Source organism: Streptomyces sp. NPDC053513 (assembly GCF_044544765.1).
Lineage (GTDB): Bacteria > Actinomycetota > Actinomycetes > Streptomycetales > Streptomycetaceae > Streptomyces > Streptomyces litmocidini.
In genome coordinates this window covers 246,698-265,650 of sequence record NZ_JBITXP010000007.1, presented here as the reverse complement: position 1 = coordinate 265,650, position 18,953 = coordinate 246,698, and the positions used below count along the sequence as shown (strand labels likewise).

Here is an 18,953-nt window from a genome sequence, read left to right as displayed (position 1 = left end):
TCCGGGTAAGGCCGGAGCGGCCTGTGGGGCAGGTGACGAGACCGTCCCTGCCCCACACGCGTGCTATACGGGAAGCAGCTGCCACTGCCGTCCTCGGTGGTCGCCCTCCGAGTCGTGTTGCGTGACGGGCGTGCGGGCGTTGGCGTCCACCCGTAGCAGCAGACCACTGTGGTGATTGGCGATCTCGAACACCCGCGGGGCGTCGTTCGCCGGGCCGGCCGGGATCAGCCGCCAGTGCTGGTGGTGCGCGTCACCGCCCTCGTAGGCCCGCTGCGCGACCGCCGCCCCCGCTGTCTCCCGCGCGTCGGCAACCTCCAGGACCTTGCCGCTGCGCACGTTCTCGATCCGGTACAGCACCTCACCGTCCACCTGGCCCGCCGCGATCAGCCGCCACCGCTGGTGACTCCTGGGCGAGGCGAGCACCTGGTGGATCTCGGCACCGTCCTTGAGGGACTCGCGGTGAACCCCGATCCGCAGCCTGCTGCGGACGTTCGCCCAGGAGACCACCGCACCCGAATCGGGCAGCCCGGCCATCTTCTCCGAGGTGACCTTCCGGATCCGGTTGTTGGTGAAGTCGGCGATGTAGAGGGTGTCGACGCAGTCCACGGCGAGCCCGTACGGCTGGTTCACCTGTGCCGAAGCGGCCGGGCCGCCGTCACCGCCGAAACCCGCGGCGCCCGTGCCGGCGACCGTGCTGATCGTCCCGTCCGCCGCCACGCGCCGCACCCGATGGTTGCCGTAGTCACCGATGAAGACGACGCCCGCGCTGTCGACCACCACTCCCACAGAACCGTTCAGTTGGGCGGCGGTGGCCTGGCCGCCGTCACCGCCGAAACCTGCGGCGCCCGTGCCGGCGACCGTGCTGATCGTCCCGTCCGCCGCCACGCGCCGCACCCGGTGGTTGGCGTAGTCGGCGATGTAGAGGTTGTCCGCACGGTCCACCGCAAGCGCGTGCGGGCGGTTCAGCTGAGCTGAAGTCGCCGCGCCCCCGTCCCCCTTGGCACCGATGGTCCCGTTGCCCGCGACCGTGCTGATCTTGCCGTCGGGCGTGATCTTCCGAACGCGGTTGTTGTGGTACTCGGAGACGTAGAGAACGCCGGCACTGTCCACCGCCACGCCCATGGGAAGGTTCAGTCGGGCAGCGGTGGCCTGCCCGCCGTCACCGCTGAAACTTGCGACACCCGAGCCGACGACCGTGCTGATGATGCCGTCGGTGGTGACCTTCCGCACGCGGTTGTTGTTGCCATCGGCGATGTAGAGGTTGCCGGCGCTGTCCACCGCCACCTCGCGCGGCCAGTTCAACTGGGCAGCGGTGGCGAGACCGTTGTCTCCCTTGAAGCCTGCGACCCCGGTCCCCGCGACCGTGCTGACCTTCCCGTCGCTGGTGATCTTCCTGACCCGATGGTTGTGGAAATCGGAGAAGTACAGGGTTCCCGTGCTGTCGATCGCGATCCCGTAGGGGCGGTTCAACTGCGCCGTAATGGCAGGCTCACCCTCCCCCTGGAATCCCGGGACTCCGGTCCCGGCGACCGTGCTGATCACGGGGGCGAAGCTTCCGCCGTCTTCTGTGGAGGAAGTACTCACCGATGCCCTCCCAGCTTCCGCCGGTCTGTTCCCTGCAACTGCTCCACACGCTCCCGGGCCAACCTCATAACGCACCCCTTTTCCGACATCGACTTTCTGCTCACCCGCCCCGAGGCGGACCGCAGAGCCGATCTTTCAGTCGCCCCATGAAAGAGGAAAGGGGAATGTATGTGCAAAAGGGAGTTTCGGACACGCGGCTAAGAATGCAAAATGGTTTCTCCGGCACATGCGGGCCCCCTCTCTCTCCGGGCCCGGCCAAGAGAAGCAGGCCGAGAGACGACCACCCACACGAGCGGCAGGGGTGACGCCCCCGTCACGCGCGCGCTCGCGCCGTGACCGGTGGCGGTTTCCGTCAGCCCGCCGCCTAGGTCCGCGTCCGGCCCCCGGCCCAGGGCGCTCCCTTCGAATCATCTGTTCGTTGGTTGATGCGTGTCGTTGGCCGACGCCCGGTGAGCGAAGATCGAGCCCTTACCAGCAGACCGGGCACCGAAGCGGAGAGGGCGATGGCGTGATCACCGACAGGTCATCGACGTGATCACGTTCAAGTACGGAAGACGCAACCATGACGGTGATGGGTGTTCACTGTGCGCGGGGTTCGCGTCAGGTGTTCGAACAACGGGCCAGGCAGCGACAGCCGCGCCTCTTGCCGTCGGACCTGACCCATACGAGGGCGTCCGAACCACGATTGACTGTGATCCCACGATGGACAACTCGCCTGGGCGCTCCATCCGCTCATGATGCAAGCAGCGACGCCGAGGACACGGCGGTCCGATGATCGGCACTGCCTCGGGATGCAGGCTGAGCATGCCAGATCGCTGCACGACCACCAGGCGAGGAAGCCACTTCCCCCGGCAACACACCTGATGACCCATCAGTAAAGTCAGCAAAAGGTCAGCATTCAGCTGACCAGACCTGCTCCCACACGAGCACACCATAGAAGCGCGCCGCACTGGCTGCGCCACCCAGAGAAGGTGCGAAACCACCCCTCCCGGTGGCACGCCGAAACTCGGAGGCACGGCCGAGCGAGCCTGCTGCGGACATCGGCCGCGAGGAGAAAACCCCAGGTCAGCGCACCCTCCCCCGCGCCTTCAGCTGCGTCGCCGGCACCTCCGGCGCGTCCAGCCGGTCGCCGTCGTAGCCCTTCACCTCGCCGAAGCGGTCGGACGTCATCCAGTCGTCCCTCGCCTTGCGGATCTCCTCGTCCGTGCGGCCCACGAAGTTCCACCAGCACTTGATCTGCCAACGTTTCCGCAGGTCAGAGGCTCCTTAGTCCATCAAAGTCAGCAAAAGTCAGTATCAAAGCACCTTCGGGAGGCCCGAGCCGTCCGTAAATCACCGGCCGATCCCGGCCGTAAAGAGGGAACCAGCCGTCGCCTCTTCCCCGGATCTGGAAGCGGTCCCAGCCAGTCCCTCCGATGATGTCCGGCGTTCCCGAACGCCGCGGCCACGACCGTGTCCGGATGGCACCTCCTCATTTCGATCGCGGATGCAAGGCGCACCTACGCCCGCGTATCGCCCGTCGCCGATTGCCGAGCGCTGATGCGAATCCTCACCAAGGCAGCGCCGGTGGTGCCGAGTGCACAGGACGGCGCGAACCAGGGTGCGGCGTGTCGTACCCAAGGACGGTCCGGATCGTGACAGTGAAGCACCACCGTCGACCGACAAGGACAACGAGATGCCGGAGTTGACGGCCTCTCAGCGACGAGCACGCGGAGCTGCCGCCGTAGGCGTGGGTGCAGTCGCCACGGTCATGATCGCGTCAGGGACGTTCCTGGGACTGGTTGCCGACGACTTCACCTGGGTGTTCATCGGACAGGCCGTCGCCGCTGCGGGGCAGCCCTTCCTCTTGAATGCCATACCGGGTCTCGCCGTGGGCTACATCGCCGAGAAGCACCACGCCACCGGAATCGCCGCCGCCTCCTCCGCCACGTTCGCCGGCACGGCCCGGAAAACCCACAGGGGTGTGCCGTCCGGCCGGGCGGTGAACTGGACGTTCATGCCGTGCTGCTTGTGCTTCTGTGAGTAGTACGACTCGTCCGCAGCGATGCGGTCGGCAGGGACCGGGTGCCGTCGACAAGGACGAAGTCGCCCTCGTCCAGGCTGGTGAGGGCCTCGTACAGGCCCGGTACCCAGGCGGCGAGCACCTCGATCGTCTCATCCACGTAGCGCCAGGCCGTCGCGGTCGAGACGCCGAACCCTGCCGCGAGCCGGGCGAACGTCTCGTCCTTCCGAAGACGGGCCAGGACAAGCAGTGCCTGCTTGAAGCAGCCGAGCCGTCTCCATGGCGAGTTCAGTTCACGCCTTCGGCCGTAGACGAGCCAGGAGACATGCTCGACGAGTTCATACGGGACGTCGAACGTGGAAGGACACGGAAACCTTCAGGGCCCCTTGGTCGCCGGTGTGATGAGTGAGATCACCACGCAAACGACCAGGGGCCCTGCCCTGTCACACCCCCACCCACCAGGGCATTTCACCCTCCCGGCACGGGATGGAAGAGGTCCGCTCAGACATCGCACGGACCGTCGAGGGTCACCCCTCAGAGCGCCCCGGGTGGCCTTCGCCCAGCAGTGCGGGATGCGCACGTGACCTGCGGGACTGCGCTGGAAGCACAAGCGGTCCGGTGGGTCGCTGCCGTTACGGAACCACAGCGCGCAGCAGGAGCCACGTGCGCAACCCCCCTTCCGCGATCGCGGCCACCCTCGTGACCACGATGCGCGCTCGCTGTGGTGGTCAACGCGGCCAGACAGGGTCCGGCGTGATGTTCCAGCCTTCGATGAGCCCCCACAGCTCCCGCCGGGTGTGGGGAAGAGCCATTGCCAGGGCCCGCCCCAACATCTCGCGACTCTTCAGGCAGGGCTCGATGAAGGTGTAGTGCGCCGTGTCCTCGAGGTATCCGCCCGGGCTCTCCAGAAGGGCCTCGACGAAGGCGAAGCAGCGGGTGAGGAAGTCGCCGTCCCGGCCCTCGGCGAGGGCGGGCAAAAACAAGGGGTACGCGAGTACCTCGGACAGCAAGGTGCCTGGATGGGTGTTGAGCTGCTCCCAATGTGAGACGTCGGCGACACTCAGGTCGTGCCGCTCGGCCGCGACCTCGACGTACGGGAGCACCTCAGGCAGATGCCGCAACAGGCTGGTGTACAGGTTGTCACTGGTGATGGGGTGCATGGTTCGGTACTCCAGAGGTGACGACGGCGGGGACCGACGGACGGGGAACTGCTCCCCGTCCGTCGGTCTGGGGTCACGCTACTTCCACCACTACGTAGCATTCACCGAAGAAGACGCAGTCCGCGCCCTGTCCGGGAGGAGACATGTCGAACGGGTCGGTGATGCCTTCGGCCGCGCGTTTCGCCGCCTCCTTGAGACCGTAATTGTAGATGTCGACGGGGAACTGGGCCGCGGAGGCGAGACTGCCCACGATGCCGAAGCCCTTGGCGAAACCGCGTCCCTTGATGGCCTCGCCGCTGGGCACGGCTCGCTGCGGGGCCTTGGGGTGGAGGTTCGGCGGGACGGCGAACTTCTGACCCGTGATCTCGCTCATCGACTCCGCCGCGATGACGGTCTTGACGAGGTTGGTCATGGTCTTCTCCATCACCGGGTTGTCCTTGACCCGTTTGGTGACGGCCCCGGCCACGTCGTCGGAGTTGAGGGCGGTCCACAGCTCCTTGGCATTGTCGATCGCCACCTTCCGGTCGGCGTCGGAGAGGATGCCCTTGCCGTCCTTGACCTTCTGCTTGCGGTCGTCTTCCAGCAGGTCGCGCAAGCCGCCGAGCTTGGCGATGGCCTTCTCGATGTGCCACCTCTCGCCCTTCCCGCCGAAGGGCTTGCCCTCGTTCAACTCCTCGATGAGCGCGGTCCCGGTCTTGCCATCGCCCTTGACGTCCTTGTCGGCGACGGACTCGCGGATGTACAGCTCTTCCACGATGTCCTTGAGGCGCTGGTTCTCCACCTTCGGCATGTGGGCTCGGGGCTTGTTCATACCCGGGTTCGAGTTCTTCTTCGGCTTGCCCGGCTTGTTCGGCGTGGGCTTGACGTGGCCTCCCTCGCAGGTGCTCGGGTTCTTGTTGCACCAGTCGCGTTCGTCTGGGTCGTAGGCTCCCGACGGATCGCTGCGGCGCAGCGGGTTGTTGTGACCGTAGGCGTAGCCGCTCAGCTGTTGCGGGTCCTTGGGGTCCATGACCGGGTCCCCGCTGACGAACCGACCCAGGGCCGGGTCGTACTCGCGGGCGCCGAGGTGCGTCAGGCCGGTTGTGTCCTGGGTGCCGCCGACAAATCCCCGGTCCGTGGGCCAAGCACCGGTCGTGCTGCCCCTGAGGCCGCCGAAGGGCAGGAGCCGTCGCTGGGTAAGGGCTTGGGTGTCGGCCGCGATCGACAGTTCTCCAGTGCCGTGGTGGTCGGCGACGACGAAGGAGACCGAACCGTCGTCCTGTCGGACCGCGGTGGCACCGCCCAGGTCGTAGCTGCGACGGGCCGTGGTCTTCCCCGTCTCCTTGGTCCAGGTGACCTCCTGTGCGCCGAGGTAGAGGGTGGTGGTGCCCGCCTGGCGGCGCAGCAGACGCATGCCGTCGGCGTCGTACAGGTATTCGCTTGTGTTGGTGGAACCCGTTACGGAGGCCAGGTTGCCCTCGGTGTCCCAGTTCAGGGTCTGGACGGGCTCGCCTGCCCGTCCCCGGGTGCTGGTGTTGCCGGCGGTGTCATAGGTGTAGGTGTCGGTGCCCGTGACCGCGCCGGTGGAGACCACCGAGGTCAGTGTGTCGGGCTGGTTCTTCCCGTTCTCGTCGTAGCGGTAGGTACGCCGGGTCTCGGTGCCCGGGCCGCCGCCCGCCGGGTCGTGGATCGTCTCCGTGTCGCGGTTGCCACCGATGGTGTACGTGTACGAGTGCCAGTATCGGGCTGGTCCACCGAGTGGAGTGGTGCCCGGGTCGGCGGAGCAGTCGTCCTGCGGGGTCCAGGCCTCCGTCAGCCGCTGGAGGTGGTCATAGCGGAAGCACTGCCGATCCGTCCCGGATCGGGAGGTGTCGGTGACCGAGGTGACGTTCCCGGACGGGTCGTAGGTGTACACGGCGGCGCGGTCGACGCCCGCGACCCCCTCGCGGTCCGTACGACTGGAGGCCAAGCGCTGGGTGCCGGGCTCATAGGTGTTGCTGACCCAGGTCTTCTTGCGGCCTGTGGACAGTTCAAGTTGCAGGGGCTTGCCTGTGTGGGTGTATGTGACCCCGGTCAGGTAGGTGGACAGGCCCTCGACCGCGACGAGACGCTGCAGCGCGTCGTAGGTGGGGGTGACCACCTCGGCGGGCAGCGAGCCGGCCGCAGGAAGGCTCGAGGATTTCAGGGTGCCGTCGAGGTTGTACGTGGTGTTGACCTGGTAGGTGGCGCCACCCAGCCCCGGCTCGGCGCTCGGGATGCTCAGCGTGGTGCGCAGGGGCCGGTACAGGTTGTCGTAGGCGTTGATCGTCCGCGTGTACTGGGCTCCGCCGGCGCCGCCCACGTAGCGGGTCGACGAGGTGAGGTAGCCCTTGCGGAGCGTGTCGAAGGTCCAGGACGCCAGCAGCGTGCCCGTCGGTGAATTCTCCCGGGTCTCGGTGTGACGGCCGAGGCCGTCGTAGACGAACGCGATCGTCTTCTTACGGCCGGTGTCGGTGGTGGTGGTGACCCGGTCCCGGTCGTCGTAGGTGATCGCGGTGCCGCCCGAGTCGGGGTCGGTGGAGGAGGTCTGGCGGCCCAGCAGGTCGTAGCCGTAACGGCGGACCGTCTTGTCAGGGGTGGTGACCTTGGTGATCCGGCCGCCCCGGTCGTACTCGTAGACCGTGCTGTCGTAGGCGCCGGTGGGTGCGGAGCCCTTGAATTCGCGCAGTTCGGTGGTGTTGCCGGCGGCGTCGAGGACCGTCTCGGTCGGGGTGGAGCCCGCGGGCGGGTCCACGGTCACCACGTCGGCGCTGTAGGAGGTGGTGGTGCTGCTGAGCTCGGTGCCCTCACCGTTGCCCCGCAGGGTGCGGGTCGTGGTGTTCCGGCCCAGGCCGTCGTACTGGTGGACGGTCTGAGTGTCGATGTCGCCCTGCGCGATGACGCCGAAGAGCGTCGGCTCCGGGGCACCGAGAGCATAGTAGGGGGCGAAGACGCGTTCGACGAGGCCTCGCTCGTCGTAGAAGGTGTCGTCGATCAGGCGTCCGCCGTCGGGGCCCGCGGACTGCGACTGGCGGGGCCGTAGCCAGCCGTCGTACAAGATGTACGAGGTGATCTGGCTGCCGTCATTGGCGAGCTTCTTGGCTCCGATCGCGGCGATCTTGCCCTCGGCGATCCGGTAGGTGTACTCCAGGCTCGGGGTGGGGCTCGATCCCTTGGGTCGGTTGGCCAGCCAGGCCTTGGAGAGTCGGCCGAGAGCGTCGTACTCGACCTCGCTGCGCTTGCCGTTGGGGTCGATGGTGGCTGTCGTCAGTGAGCGGACCGGGTCGAATTCGGTGGTGACGGTCTGGGCGGTCGCTGAGTTGCCCGCGACGGCAGCCGGTCCTGTGATCCTGACGGTGCCCGGGGTGGTGTTAGTCGCAGCGGTGTACACCGTTGTGGTGGTGGTCCCGCCGGGCGCCGTGGTGGAGGTGATGCGGCCGAAACCGTCGTGGGCATTGTCCGTGGCACGGTAGCGCGGGGTCGTCCCGGCCCAGCCGGTCAGTTCCTCCTGCCGAGTGACGAGACCCCGGGTGGGGGCCGCACCGAAAGCGAGCTTGTCGTAGGTGTTCCGCTTCCGGGCCAGGACATGCGCCGGATAGATCACCGCCGTCCCGCAGGCCACGTCGAGGACCTCGACCTGCTTGGGGAGGGCGAGGATCCATGATTTGGTGTTGTCCGCGTACTGAGTGGTGGTGCATTCCTCGTCGCCGGCGGCGGGCTCGCCGAGGTCGGTGACGGCGATGGCCCGGCCGTAGCCGTCGAAGTCGGTGCTCGTCCCGGTCTCCCGGTAGGTGCCGTCCCGCTTTCGTTCCCAGGTCCGGGTGGCCTCTGTGCCGGTCAGGTTGGCGGTGACGGTGCCCCAGTCGCGGACCCTCTTGGCGGTCTCCTTGCGCCATGGGGTGTTCACCACACGGGACTCGACCGCGCCAGAGGGACCGTTGTACGTGACGGTCCGGTACTCGAAGCCCTGGTGGGCCTCGTGGTCTACGAGGGTGCCGCCCTCACCGTCCGGAACGCTGACCTCCTTGGTGCCGCCGTCCGGGCCCTTGCGGTCCCCGTCCATGCCGCGTAGGAAGCGATGCTCGGACTTGGCCCGCATCCCGTCCCAGCCGCCGGCCTCCACGACGACCCGGCCGTAGCCGTTCCACTGCGACCAGGTCTTGTACTTCTCCTTGGTCAGGCCGTCGTCGTCGGCCCAGTGCCAGGCCGCGCCGTCGAGGTAGGAGTAACGGGTCACCATGTCGTCGGCGCCGCCGGTACGGTCGGTCGCGGTGACCTGCGTGACGACGTACTTGTTGAACCACTCGCGGACCGGGTCGGCCGCGCCCGGCGGCTGCCAGTACTGCGGGAAGCAGCGAGTGGTGTTCGTCTCCGGGGTCGGCAGCGCGTCGAAGGAGCAGTCGGGCGCGGAGTAGGCCACGTCCAGGGAGCCGCCGGATTCGTCGGAGATGTTGGAGAGCCGGTACTTGATGAACGGGGCAATGCCGTCGCCCAGCCGGTCGAGCCGGTTGGGGTCATGCCGGTAACCGAAGGTCACCGGGGGCAGTGTGATCGGGGTCGTACCGGACAGCCCGGTGTGCCGCACGGAGGTCAGCAGAAGCGACCGGTCGATGTCCGCGTCGCCCCAGGCGTGGGAAAGCTCCCAGACATCGGCGCTCGCGTAACTCCCGGACGGCTGGAGGATCTGCGTGGTGATCTTTGTCAGACGCTTACGGGTCCAGAAGCTCGGGGTGAACCGCCCCTTGTCGCACACGGTGGCGCTCGCGCAGTTCAGGTACCAGGGCGTGTCCTCCCACCGGTTCGGGTTCTTCGCGATCTCGCCGGGATCGCAGGCGCCGGTGGCGGGGTCGAGGCAGCGCTCGGCACTGACGAAGTTGATCCGGCCGGTTGCCTTGGCGGTCAGCATGGTGTCAGATCGCTGGCCGTATTCGATGTGGTCCAGGCTGCCGCCCCGCTCGTAGGGGGTGTCATCGGCGGCTACCCGGTTACGGCCGTAGGAGTTGGTCTCCGGCTCGTACCAGTACGACATGGCATTGCCGTTGGTGTCGACGACGTAGTCCAGGTTCCACCGCCAGGCCTGGCGGCACCAGGACGCGGCGAACGTGGCCTTGTTGCAGGGCTCGCCTGTGTTGTTGCCGAAGACCGGAACCGTCCAGGTGGACTTGGTCTCGGGCTTGCCCGACGCCCAGCCGGGCAGATGGTTCCGGCCGAAGAAGTACTGGAGGCCGTCGGTGGTGGTCACCTTCCAGTACTCGCCGTCGTCATCGCGGTTCCCGGTGGTGGCCGCGTCCCGCAGACGCTCGACCAGGGTGCCGTCGTCATTGCGGATCCGCCAGGTGTCCGGACCGGTCGGGATCAACTCGCCGGCGCGTCCGTTGAAGGAGATCGTGGCGTTGTCGTAGCCCCAGCACAGGTCACCGGGGGCGTCGTCCTTGTTCCACGTTCCGTCCTCTGAGCACGCCTTGTAGCGCCGCTCGATGAATCCGGTGTTCATGTCGAAGCCGGCGCCGACCCACGAGCCTTGGTTATTGGTTGCGGCGGTCTGCCCGTCCACGCTGCCGGAGGAGTAGTCCAGCGCCAGTTTGGGCACCAGCCCACCCGGCACGGTCGGTGGGGCGAGCGGGTACGACCAGGAGAAATCGCCGGTCTGCAGACTTGTCTGCCAGGCCGCCGACGAGGACAGTGGCGTGGCCCCGTAGTCACCGCCGACGGTCCCGGAGTCCGCGCCAGCTGCGACGGCGGCGAGCACCATCGGTGCGCTGGCGGACTTGAGCGGCAGACCGGTCGCGGAAAGCGATTGCCGCTCGGTGTCGTTGCCGCCGGGCAGGGGCGTGGCTTCGCGGCACACGTGCCGCCGAGGGGTGGTGAGTGCGCAGGCGGGCAGCGAGACCAGTCTCAGGCTCTGTCCGTAACCGCCTCCGAAGGCCTCACCGAACGAGGAGTAGTCCACGGTGACGTCGACGAGGCCGGTGGTACCGGACGTCCCGGTCAGGGACAGGAGCAGGCCGTCGATGCCGGCGGCTCGAGCCTGTTCGGATGTGTGGACACGGACGGCGGCGGTGCCGGGACTGGCCGAGCCGGTGCCGGGAGTGCGGCGCAGGCCGACCGGCAGTCCTGGGGCAGCGACGGAGAGCGGTTGGGTGGTGGAGCGGGACCTACTGGCGATGCTGCCGGCGATCACACCCTGTGCACTCGTCGGACCGTCAAGGTGGACGGTGGCCGAGCTGGCCCGCGGGAGTTCGCCGCGTGCGGCACGCCGTGGTCCGGTCGGCAGACCAGAGCCACGCCGGGAATCGACCCCCTGGGTGTGACCCGCGACGGGCTTGTCGGTGTCGATGGTGCGGGGACGGTTGGTTCCGACCGGCAGGGCTGTGGCGGGCGCTGCCTGTATGAGCGAGCCTGCCATCAGGGCGGCCGCCGCCAGAGCGGCGTACCGATGGATACGGGCCGCTCGAGGCAGCCTCGTGGGTCTGGACAACCCGATGGTTCCTTTCGTGGTGCCGTAACAGGTCCGGCCCCGGACGCCGAGGAATGGTGCCGTGGCGTCCGGGGCCGGGAGTGCGAAATCAAGGCCGTGCAGAAGGGGCCTGATCGGTTGACGGGACGGCTGGGTCAGGGCCCCGGGACGGTGCCCAGCTCCTCGCCGTTGCCGAGCTTGGCGATCTGCGCGTCTCCGGCGACACCGGAGAACACCCAGACGTCGTCGATGACGCCGGGCCAGTACTCACCAAGGACGCCGTTCTCCTTGTTCCGGCCGAACTGGAGCGACTTCGTCGCTTGGAACGTCCTGACGTTGTTCCGCCAAGAAGTGGCAGCCTCGACCTGCTCCAACCGGCCGTTGACGTAGAGCCGGATCTCATCGGCGAAGGCGTCGTAGACGACCGCGAGGTGGTCCCAGTCGAAGTCGCTCTGGAAGGCGCTGTGGCCAACGACGGGGCGTGTAGCGCCCGCCGCGTCCGCCGTCGGGACCTCCAGCTGGTAGCCACCGCTGTTCGTGGGATCGGCCGGATCGGGTGCGTAGCGGACGGTGAAGGCACTGTTGTAGACGCCTTCGGCGGACAGGACGGTCACCTTCTTCTGCGGACGGGAGGCGGTGTTCACCCAGGCGGTCGCGGTGAAGCTGTCTCGTGTGTTCACAGGCATGGAGGTGGTTGCCGCGTAGTCGTCGACGCCGTCGAGGACGAGGCCGCCGGCGCCGACCCAGCCGGCGCCTGGAGTGACGGCTGCATGGCCGCCGAGCACGGCGGGACGCTTGCCCGGGCTGTCGTCAGGGGCGGCTGGCGGGGTGCCCGTCGCGCCGTTGAACGTCCAGCGGCCCTTGACCTGCGGGTGCTGCTTGAACAAGTCGCCAGCCTCCTCGGGGGCGACCACCCGGTCGTACAGCCGGACGTCGTCGATCTGTCCCTTGAAGAACGAGCCGGGCTTGCCTCCGTAGGAACCCGCCCCGACCATCACCGGGCCCATGGCGTCGATCGGCGTGGCGGTGTACGCCACCTGGGAGACCATGGCGCCGTCGACGAACAGCCGCAGTTGCTTGGCGGTCGCGTCGTACACGCCGACCAGGTGGTGCCACTCGTCACCGGGGAAGACCTGTTCAGCGGGCGGCTTGCCGAGGTTGACCATGGCCACAGTGCCTCGTGCGTCAGCGGTGTCGGTGTTGTACCGGTTGAACACCCAGCGGCGGTAGTAGCCTGAGTAGTACAGCTCGAAGCCACTCTTCTGCGTGGCGGCCTGGGTGGCGATGATCTGCGCCGCGTCGGACTCCGTCTTCGGGAGCCGAGCCCAGGCGGCGACGGAGAAGCTCTGCAGCGTGTTCAGCTGTGGTCCCGAGGTGCTTGCGTAGGAGGCGGCCGGAGCACTCAGGTCGAGAGCGCCGCCGACCGGGCCGCTTGCGCCGAAAGTTGCGTCCCCCTTGAGGGCAAGCGGATGGACGGGGCTGGAACCCGCGATGACGGACGAGCCGGCGGCGTCATCGAAGTGCCAGACCGCCTTGGCCGGACGACCCGTGGTGACCGTCTGCCCCTGGGCCAGCCGGGCCACGTCGGCGGCACCGAGCGCGCGGTCGAAGACGGCGGTCTCGTCGACGGCGCCGTTGACGAAGTCCACGTAGTTCCCGTTGTACTTCGCCCGGCCGATCTGGAGCGGACCGGCCGCATACCACGGGGCGGTGATCGGGGTGCCGCCCTGAAGAACGCCGTTGACGTACAGCCGGTATTCCCTGGCGGCACTGTCACGGACCGCGACCAGGTGCGTCCAGACCCCGGTCTCCGGCGCATCGGTCGAGAGCACCCGCTGGGTGGAAAACACGGCTCCCGAGCCGTCCTTGGTGGGAGCACGCAGGGACCAGCGCTGTGTGCCCTTCTCGTAGCCGAGGTAGAACCCGGCGTGGGTGGAGCCGTCGACGCTCACCACGGTGTGGGTGTCTGTGAGCGCGTCGAGGCGTGCCCAAGTGGAGACGGTGAAGTCGCCGTCGGATGCGATGAGGTTCGGACCGGCCTCGACGGCGGCATCGGTTCCGTTGAGCCGGACCGCCGCGCCCGCGGTGCCAGGTTCGCCAAGGACGGCTCCGCCGACGGGCGTGGCGGGCCGGTCACCGCCGATGCCCGGGTCGGTGGTCACGCCGGCCGCCGGGTCGAGGCTCCAGGCCGCCCGCTCAGGTTGTCCGGCGGAGACCCTGAAGGCGTAGGTCCCGATGGTGCTGGCGTTGTTGTTGGCGTCCCATGCCTTGACGTAGAGGTGGTTCACACCAGCGCGGGTCGGCATCAGGTCGACGGTCACTGGACCGCCCGGTGTCGCGGGCTTGCGCTCGTTGGCGGCGCTCGGCTCTGCGTTCAGGCCGAACTGATACCTGGTCACGTCCGAGGCGACGGAGTCGATGGTGAACCGACCGTACCGGCCGACCCCGTCGAGCCAGGGATCGAGCGGATCGGAGGGGTCCGACGGAGGGTACTGCTGCGAGGTGACGGTCGGAGCCTCAGGGACTTTGGAGTCGTAGGTGAGATAGCACGCGGTCTGGTCGTCGCCCTCATAGCTCCACGGGCCCCAGAGACGGTTGTCGGAGGTCCTCACACTCCACGCGGCGGTCTTGTTCTGCGGGATCGTGGACGGCAGGGTGATCGTGAACGACTGACCGGAGGCCTTGGGCCCGATCCGACCGGAGCTCCAGTGGGTCTTCCACCCGTCGCCGGCGTCCCAGTCGACCTTGAACTCGGCGTAGACCTGGTCGTTGTCGGGGTCGGTGAGCACCGCGGTCGCCTTGGGGATGACGTTGACCGGCTTCGCAGTGGCGGTGCAGGCCCCACCCGGACTCATGGTCAGCTGACTCTGATCGGGTCGGCGCGGCGGGTTGTTGTACTCCACCCGCAGGAAGGCTGCCGAGGAGAACCGCTTCCACATCTGTTCGGCGCTCTCGTTCGGCGCTTTCAGGCCGAAGGTGAGCGAGGTCTGCTTGTTGTTCGCGGCCCACACGACCGCGTCCTTCGCGTTGAACTCGATATCGCCGTCGGGGCAGGAGGCCGTGGCGCCCTTGGCCGCCCACACCGTCGGCATCTGATCAATCCAGAAACCGGCGGCTGTCGTCGTGTTCCAGGTAGTCGACTTGGTGAGCGGCTTGGTCCGCCAGAACTCCACCGGCTGCTTGGTGCAGTTGTAGGCGTGGGTCTCGCGAACCACGAACTCGGCACTGTCGATGCTCTTGCCGGCGAAGCTGGTCACCGGCACTTGGTAGAGCAGGCGCTTGGCGTCGTTCGGGGCGCACTGCATGCCGGTGAAGTTCGGCGGACAGAAACCAAGCCCCGCGTCGTCCTTGCCATCGAACTGGTAGAAGGACGAGCCCGGATACGCGCGGGAGACCATCGCCCAGCCGGTGGCCCGGGGGGACTTCCAGGTCGGGTCGATGAAGACCGGATAGCGGGTGTCGGCACCACGAAGCAGGCCGGTGTCCGGGGTGAGCTCCACAGCCCCGGAACCGACGGTCGTACCGACCGGGGCGATCCGTGAGGTCTCGGCCGGTCCGTCGAGCAGTCCGGGGTCCACCGGGCCGGCTTGCGTCTGCGTGGTGGAGTCGGACTCGGCGGTCCGGGCAGCGGCTGCCTTGTTCGTCGTGTCGGGGGCTGCCGAGGTATCGAACGGCTGCCCGCTCGAATCCCACATAGTGGGGCGGGGGGCCTCGAAGGCCACGCCGCCGGCTTGGGCGTCGACCGCCTCCAGGCCGCCTTCCTGCGTGCCGCGAACCGTCAGCCCCTTGCCTGAGACGGGCATCCTCAACTTGACCAGGCGGGGATCAGCGGCGGCCTTCGCATTCTTGACCACGAGAACCTGGGAGAAGCCGTCGGCGTCCGCGGACACTCGCAGGTCGATGTCGGGCAACACGTCGGGGTAGGTGGCCGAGGAGCCGGAGAGCACCGGAGTGGGCAGGGAACCAGGCCAGCCCAACGCCAGTTCACGGCCGGCCCGGTTCATCCGGACCAGCGGTCCGGTGCCGCCGCCGGAGAAGACGATGTCCGTGGCAGTGGCAACGGGTGCGAGACCCCCGTCCGGTCGGGCGTGGAGGGTGGTGTCGATGTCCACCCAGGTACCACCCTTGCGGGTGCGAACCGGCTGCAGATGGGTGATTTCGGTGAGGGTGCCGCCTGGATTGGCGTACACCTCTCGGGTCGGGCCGCGTTCGGCCTCGACCTCGACGCGCTCACCGGTCCGCTGGGCCTTGTCCCTGGCGCGCGACACGGCGTCGGCAGGGAACCCGGCGGGAGCGGGCGGGATGCTTGAGGCCGCCGATGCGGGGCCGCCGGGAGTCGTCGCCGCGCCGGCCGGCACGGCGGACCCCGATATGAGTCCGGTGATCAGGGCACCGACCGCCAGGGAGGCGGCGCCGGTTGCGGCTGCCCCCCTCGTTCTGAGAGCCACGCGTTCCACTTCCATGCGAGCCGCAGGCCGATCGAGTCGTGCCATGCGGAGAGAATGAGAGCTGGCATGGGGGAACAGCGGCGGGGGGGTTGTAGCCGTCCCCGTCGCACCGTCTCGTCGCGCCCCCGCACACCAGAGGGCTGGTCAGGCCCACAGGTCTCTTGAATGTCCATGTCGAGACGGTGATCACTATTGATGGCCGTTCAGGGATGGTCAATGTGACCCTGGTCACAAAATGAGTATATTCCGACCAAAAATCATCGGCCTGGGCGGTGGGCGGCGTGACCGCGGAACGGGTCGGTCTAAAGACGCGACCGCGAGTACCGTCCAGAGTCTGATCGATGCGTCGAACTCGGCCTCGTTCGACGTCAATGCCGTCTACAGCGGTTTCGTCTACGCACTCACGGTCGCGGAATTCAGAACGATCCCCGCCACGGCACGGACGGCACAGTCACCCCGCCCGTGCCGGCGCTGGCCCGGTGCCTCGGCAACGCGGCCGGGGAGACGCAGCGCCTTCCCCGCCTGCCGTTCCCACGCCAAGCTGCAAGCTCGGCTCCTGCTTCAGCGCGCTTCCCGACGCGCGTGGGGCAGCGGCTCGACCTCGTCACCGGCCTGGACGATTCCACGGGTACGTCGGCCGAGAACCGAGCCACCGTGCACGCCCGCCTGGAGCGGGCGCCAAGGCCGGCGCGCGATGGGCTGTCATGGTCTTGAAGGGCGGTTCGTGAGTCTTCGAGTGGCTCTGTCATCGCCTGGTGGTATGGGTGCGCGGCGGAACCCGCCGGTCCGCAGGCGCTCGCCTACTGGCGTGACGATGCGAGTGAACACATGTCCTACCCCAGCGACTCATCCCAGGCGCAGTGGGCTCTGATCGAGCCGGTGATCACGGCGTGGAAGGACCGGCACCGCTCGGTCAGCGGTCATCAGGGGCCTACGCGATGCGGAAGATCGTGAACGCGATCCCCTACCAGGGCCGGACCGGCTGCCAGTGGGCCTACCTCCCGCACGACCTGCCGCCGAAGAGCGCGACGTACTACTACCTTGCGGCCTGGCGGGACGAAGGAACGGACCAGGTCGCCGACCGCGCCGGCGGAAGCGCCAACAAGGCCTTGGTCGACCAGGGCTTCAAGAATCAGGTGACCGCGCACGGAGCCGGCCTGGACATCGATGTCGAGACCGTGCAACGCACTCCGCAGGAGAAGGGGTTCGTTCCACAGACGAAGCGGTGGAGGGTCGAGCAGACCTACGGGAACCTGATACCGCACCGGTGTCCGGTCCGCGACCACGAACACTGCCCGGCCTCGTCCGCCTCCCGGGTCTACTGGGCCACGACCCATGTGATGGCCCGCCGCCTTACCGGCGAGAACACCCCCACATGGCGCGAACGGCAGACGGTGAGCGCGTGAACCTCCAGCCCCTGCTCGACGCGCTCGACATCCAGGAGAACGCCGCCCGGCGCCTGGCCGACGACCTCCACACTCGCATCGGCGAACTACAAACCCGCCTGCGGGAGGCCGAGACCCCACTCGAACACCTCGCGATCACACGGAAACCATCACCGGTCTTGCCGACCGGCTCCCGACCGGCCCGCCAGACCTGCCCGAGCACCCGGACCATCTCCGCATCCTGGGCGTCTTCAACGACGCGACCGGCCCGCTTCGGGCCCGGGACGTCTGCGAAGCTCTGGACCACGAACTGCTGCCGAAGAACATCGAGGGAACCCGCGTCAAACCGAAACGTCTGGTCAAGTCGACATCCTCACCGAAGTCGATACCGGCGGCTTCGCCAGGAAGCAGTAACCGGCCGAGCACCGTAACCAGCAGCTCTGTCCCGACCTTACCCGGAAACAGACATCAGCCCATGAACCGCCCTCTGAGAACCCTCACCGGCGAGAGCACGGCAGACAGTGCAGAAGGCCCCCTATGGCGTCGGAGAGGAGCCCTCGGCTCATCGCCTCCCTCCTGTTCGACCAGGGCAGGAGGCAGCACCCCACGTCGAGTCGATCAAGCCGGCCAGAACAGCCGCACCACGACATCCCGCCGACCCATGAGCCGCGCCCGCTACGGTGTGGGTGCCGACGCGCTACCGCCAGAGCACCTGATGCTGCGTCAGCAAAGTCAGCAAAAGGTCAGCATTCAGCTGACCAGACCTGCTCACACACAAGCACAGTGTGGAATTGAACCCGCCGACTGGGCGACTGTGGAAGGAGCTGCGGTACGCCCCCTCCCGCAGCCGCGACGACAGCCACGGGCGGAGCGAAGCGCCCCCGACCCCACATCGACTCGGCAGTGAAAACTGCAGGTCAGCGCACCCGTCCCCGGGCCTTCAGCTGGGTCGGGGGGACCTCCGGGGCGTCCAGCCGGTCGCCGTCGTAGCCCTTCACCTCGCCGAAGCGGTCGCCCGACATCCAGTCCTCGCGGGCCTGTCGGATCTCCTCGTCCGTGCGGCCGACGAAGTTCCACCACATCACGATCTCCTCCTCGAAGGGTTCCCCGCCGAGGAGCATCAGGGCCGCGTCGGAGTCGGCGCGGAGGGGGAGTTCCGTGCGGCCGCAGCCGAGGTAGAGCATGGAGCCGGGGAGGACGGGGACGCCGTCGACGTGGGCCTCGCCGGACATGCCGAGGACCGCGTACTCGAAGTCGGGTTCCAGGGGGAGGTTCGTCTCGGCGCCCGCCGTGAGGGCGAGGTCCGCGCCGACGAGCGGGGTGTACGTGGCGCCCGGCGAGGCGGCTCCGTCGAGGGCGCCGAGGATCACCGTGGCGGTGAGGCCGGGCGCGGTGACCCGGGGCAGGTCGGCGTGGTGCTGGAAGTGCGGCTCCACGTGCCGGTGGGCGTCGGGGAGGGCGACCCAGAGCTGTGCGCCGTGCAGGAAGCGGGCGTGCGGCCGGGGGCTCTCCTCCGAGTGGGAGATCGCCCGGCCCGAGGTCATGAGGCCCAGTTCGCGCGGGCGGATGGTCTGCAGGCTGCCGGTGGAGTCGCGGTGGAGCACCTCGCCCTCGTGGAGCCAGCTGACGGTCTGCAGGCCCATGTGCGGGTGCGGCGGGACCTGCATGCCGGGCTCGTCGGCGATGTCGTCGGGGCCGTAGTGGTCGACGAAGGCCCAGGCGCCGACCATGCGCCGGCCGAGGTTCGGGAGCAGTCTGCGGACCTCGGTCGACTCGCCGAGCCGGACGCGGCGGGGGCTGAGCAGCTCCCGCACCGGTTCGGCGACGACGAAGCCCCGGCCGCCGCACACGGACAGAGTGGCCTGACGATCGAGATTGCTCATGGCGCTCAACCCATCCTTGGTGGAATGTTCAACTAAC

The 18,953-nt window shown here is 68.1% G+C and carries 6 protein-coding genes and 3 pseudogenes; 2 read left to right on the top strand and 7 right to left on the bottom strand.

All coding sequences use genetic code 11. The annotated features are described in order from the left end of the window. Positions 1 to 63 precede the first annotated feature (63 nt). Both ACIGW4_RS15035 and ACIGW4_RS15030 read right to left on the bottom strand, forming a co-directional pair. The gene (locus tag ACIGW4_RS15035; RefSeq protein WP_399580694.1) at positions 64 to 1,584 is read right to left on the bottom strand and encodes an RICIN domain-containing protein; all 1,521 of its coding nucleotides are present in this window, start codon (positions 1,582 to 1,584) and stop codon (positions 64 to 66) included. Between the two features lie 1,065 nt (positions 1,585 to 2,649). Further along, positions 2,650 to 2,808, bottom strand: a pseudogene (locus ACIGW4_RS15030) (pirin); the annotation flags it as partial. A 451-nt stretch (positions 2,809 to 3,259) separates the two neighbouring features. Here ACIGW4_RS15030 and ACIGW4_RS15025 point away from each other — a divergent pair. After that, entirely contained in the window at positions 3,260 to 3,610 is a 351-nt protein-coding gene (locus tag ACIGW4_RS15025; RefSeq protein ID WP_399580867.1) for a hypothetical protein, read from the top strand. On the opposite strand, the pseudogene ACIGW4_RS15020 reads toward ACIGW4_RS15025, so the two are convergent. The 4 genes and pseudogenes from ACIGW4_RS15020 to ACIGW4_RS15005 all read right to left on the bottom strand — a co-directional run. Beyond that, positions 3,493 to 4,004, bottom strand: a pseudogene (locus ACIGW4_RS15020) (transposase family protein); the annotation flags it as partial. The gene ACIGW4_RS15025 and the pseudogene ACIGW4_RS15020 sit on opposite strands and share 118 nt — an antisense overlap. 310 nt (positions 4,005 to 4,314) lie before the next feature. After that, on the bottom strand, positions 4,315 to 4,746 hold the full coding sequence (locus ACIGW4_RS15015) for a hypothetical protein (RefSeq protein ID WP_399580691.1): 432 nt from the start codon (positions 4,744 to 4,746) through the stop codon (positions 4,315 to 4,317). Positions 4,747 to 4,819: 73 nt separating this feature from the next. Then, positions 4,820 to 10,924 carry an RHS repeat domain-containing protein gene (locus ACIGW4_RS15010; RefSeq protein ID WP_399580689.1) on the bottom strand — a complete coding sequence of 2,035 codons (6,105 nt, stop codon included), beginning with the start codon at positions 10,922 to 10,924 and terminating at the stop codon, positions 4,820 to 4,822. A 431-nt stretch (positions 10,925 to 11,355) separates the two neighbouring features. Further along, on the bottom strand, positions 11,356 to 15,468 hold the full coding sequence (locus ACIGW4_RS15005; RefSeq protein WP_399580687.1) for a LamG domain-containing protein: 4,113 nt from the start codon (positions 15,466 to 15,468) through the stop codon (positions 11,356 to 11,358). 1,008 nt (positions 15,469 to 16,476) lie between these two features. Between ACIGW4_RS15005 and ACIGW4_RS15000 the strand changes: the two are divergent. Next, positions 16,477 to 17,054: pseudogene (locus ACIGW4_RS15000) on the top strand (transposase). Between the two features lie 896 nt (positions 17,055 to 17,950). On the opposite strand, the gene ACIGW4_RS14995 reads toward ACIGW4_RS15000, so the two are convergent. Next, complete coding sequence (locus tag ACIGW4_RS14995; protein ID WP_399580684.1) at positions 17,951 to 18,916, bottom strand: pirin family protein; 966 nt, start codon at positions 18,914 to 18,916, stop codon at positions 17,951 to 17,953. Positions 18,917 to 18,953: the final 37 nt, after the last annotated feature.

What these genes read in the sequence shown, in the direction of transcription:
- ACIGW4_RS15015 (WP_399580691.1), bottom strand. Translation starts at nt 4,746, where the DNA reads ATGCACCCCATCACCAGTGACAACCTGTACACCAGCCTGTTGCGGCAT.
- ACIGW4_RS15025 (WP_399580867.1), top strand. Translation starts at nt 3,260, where the DNA reads ATGCCGGAGTTGACGGCCTCTCAGCGACGAGCACGCGGAGCTGCCGCC.
- ACIGW4_RS14995 (WP_399580684.1), bottom strand. Translation starts at nt 18,916, where the DNA reads ATGAGCAATCTCGATCGTCAGGCCACTCTGTCCGTGTGCGGCGGCCGG.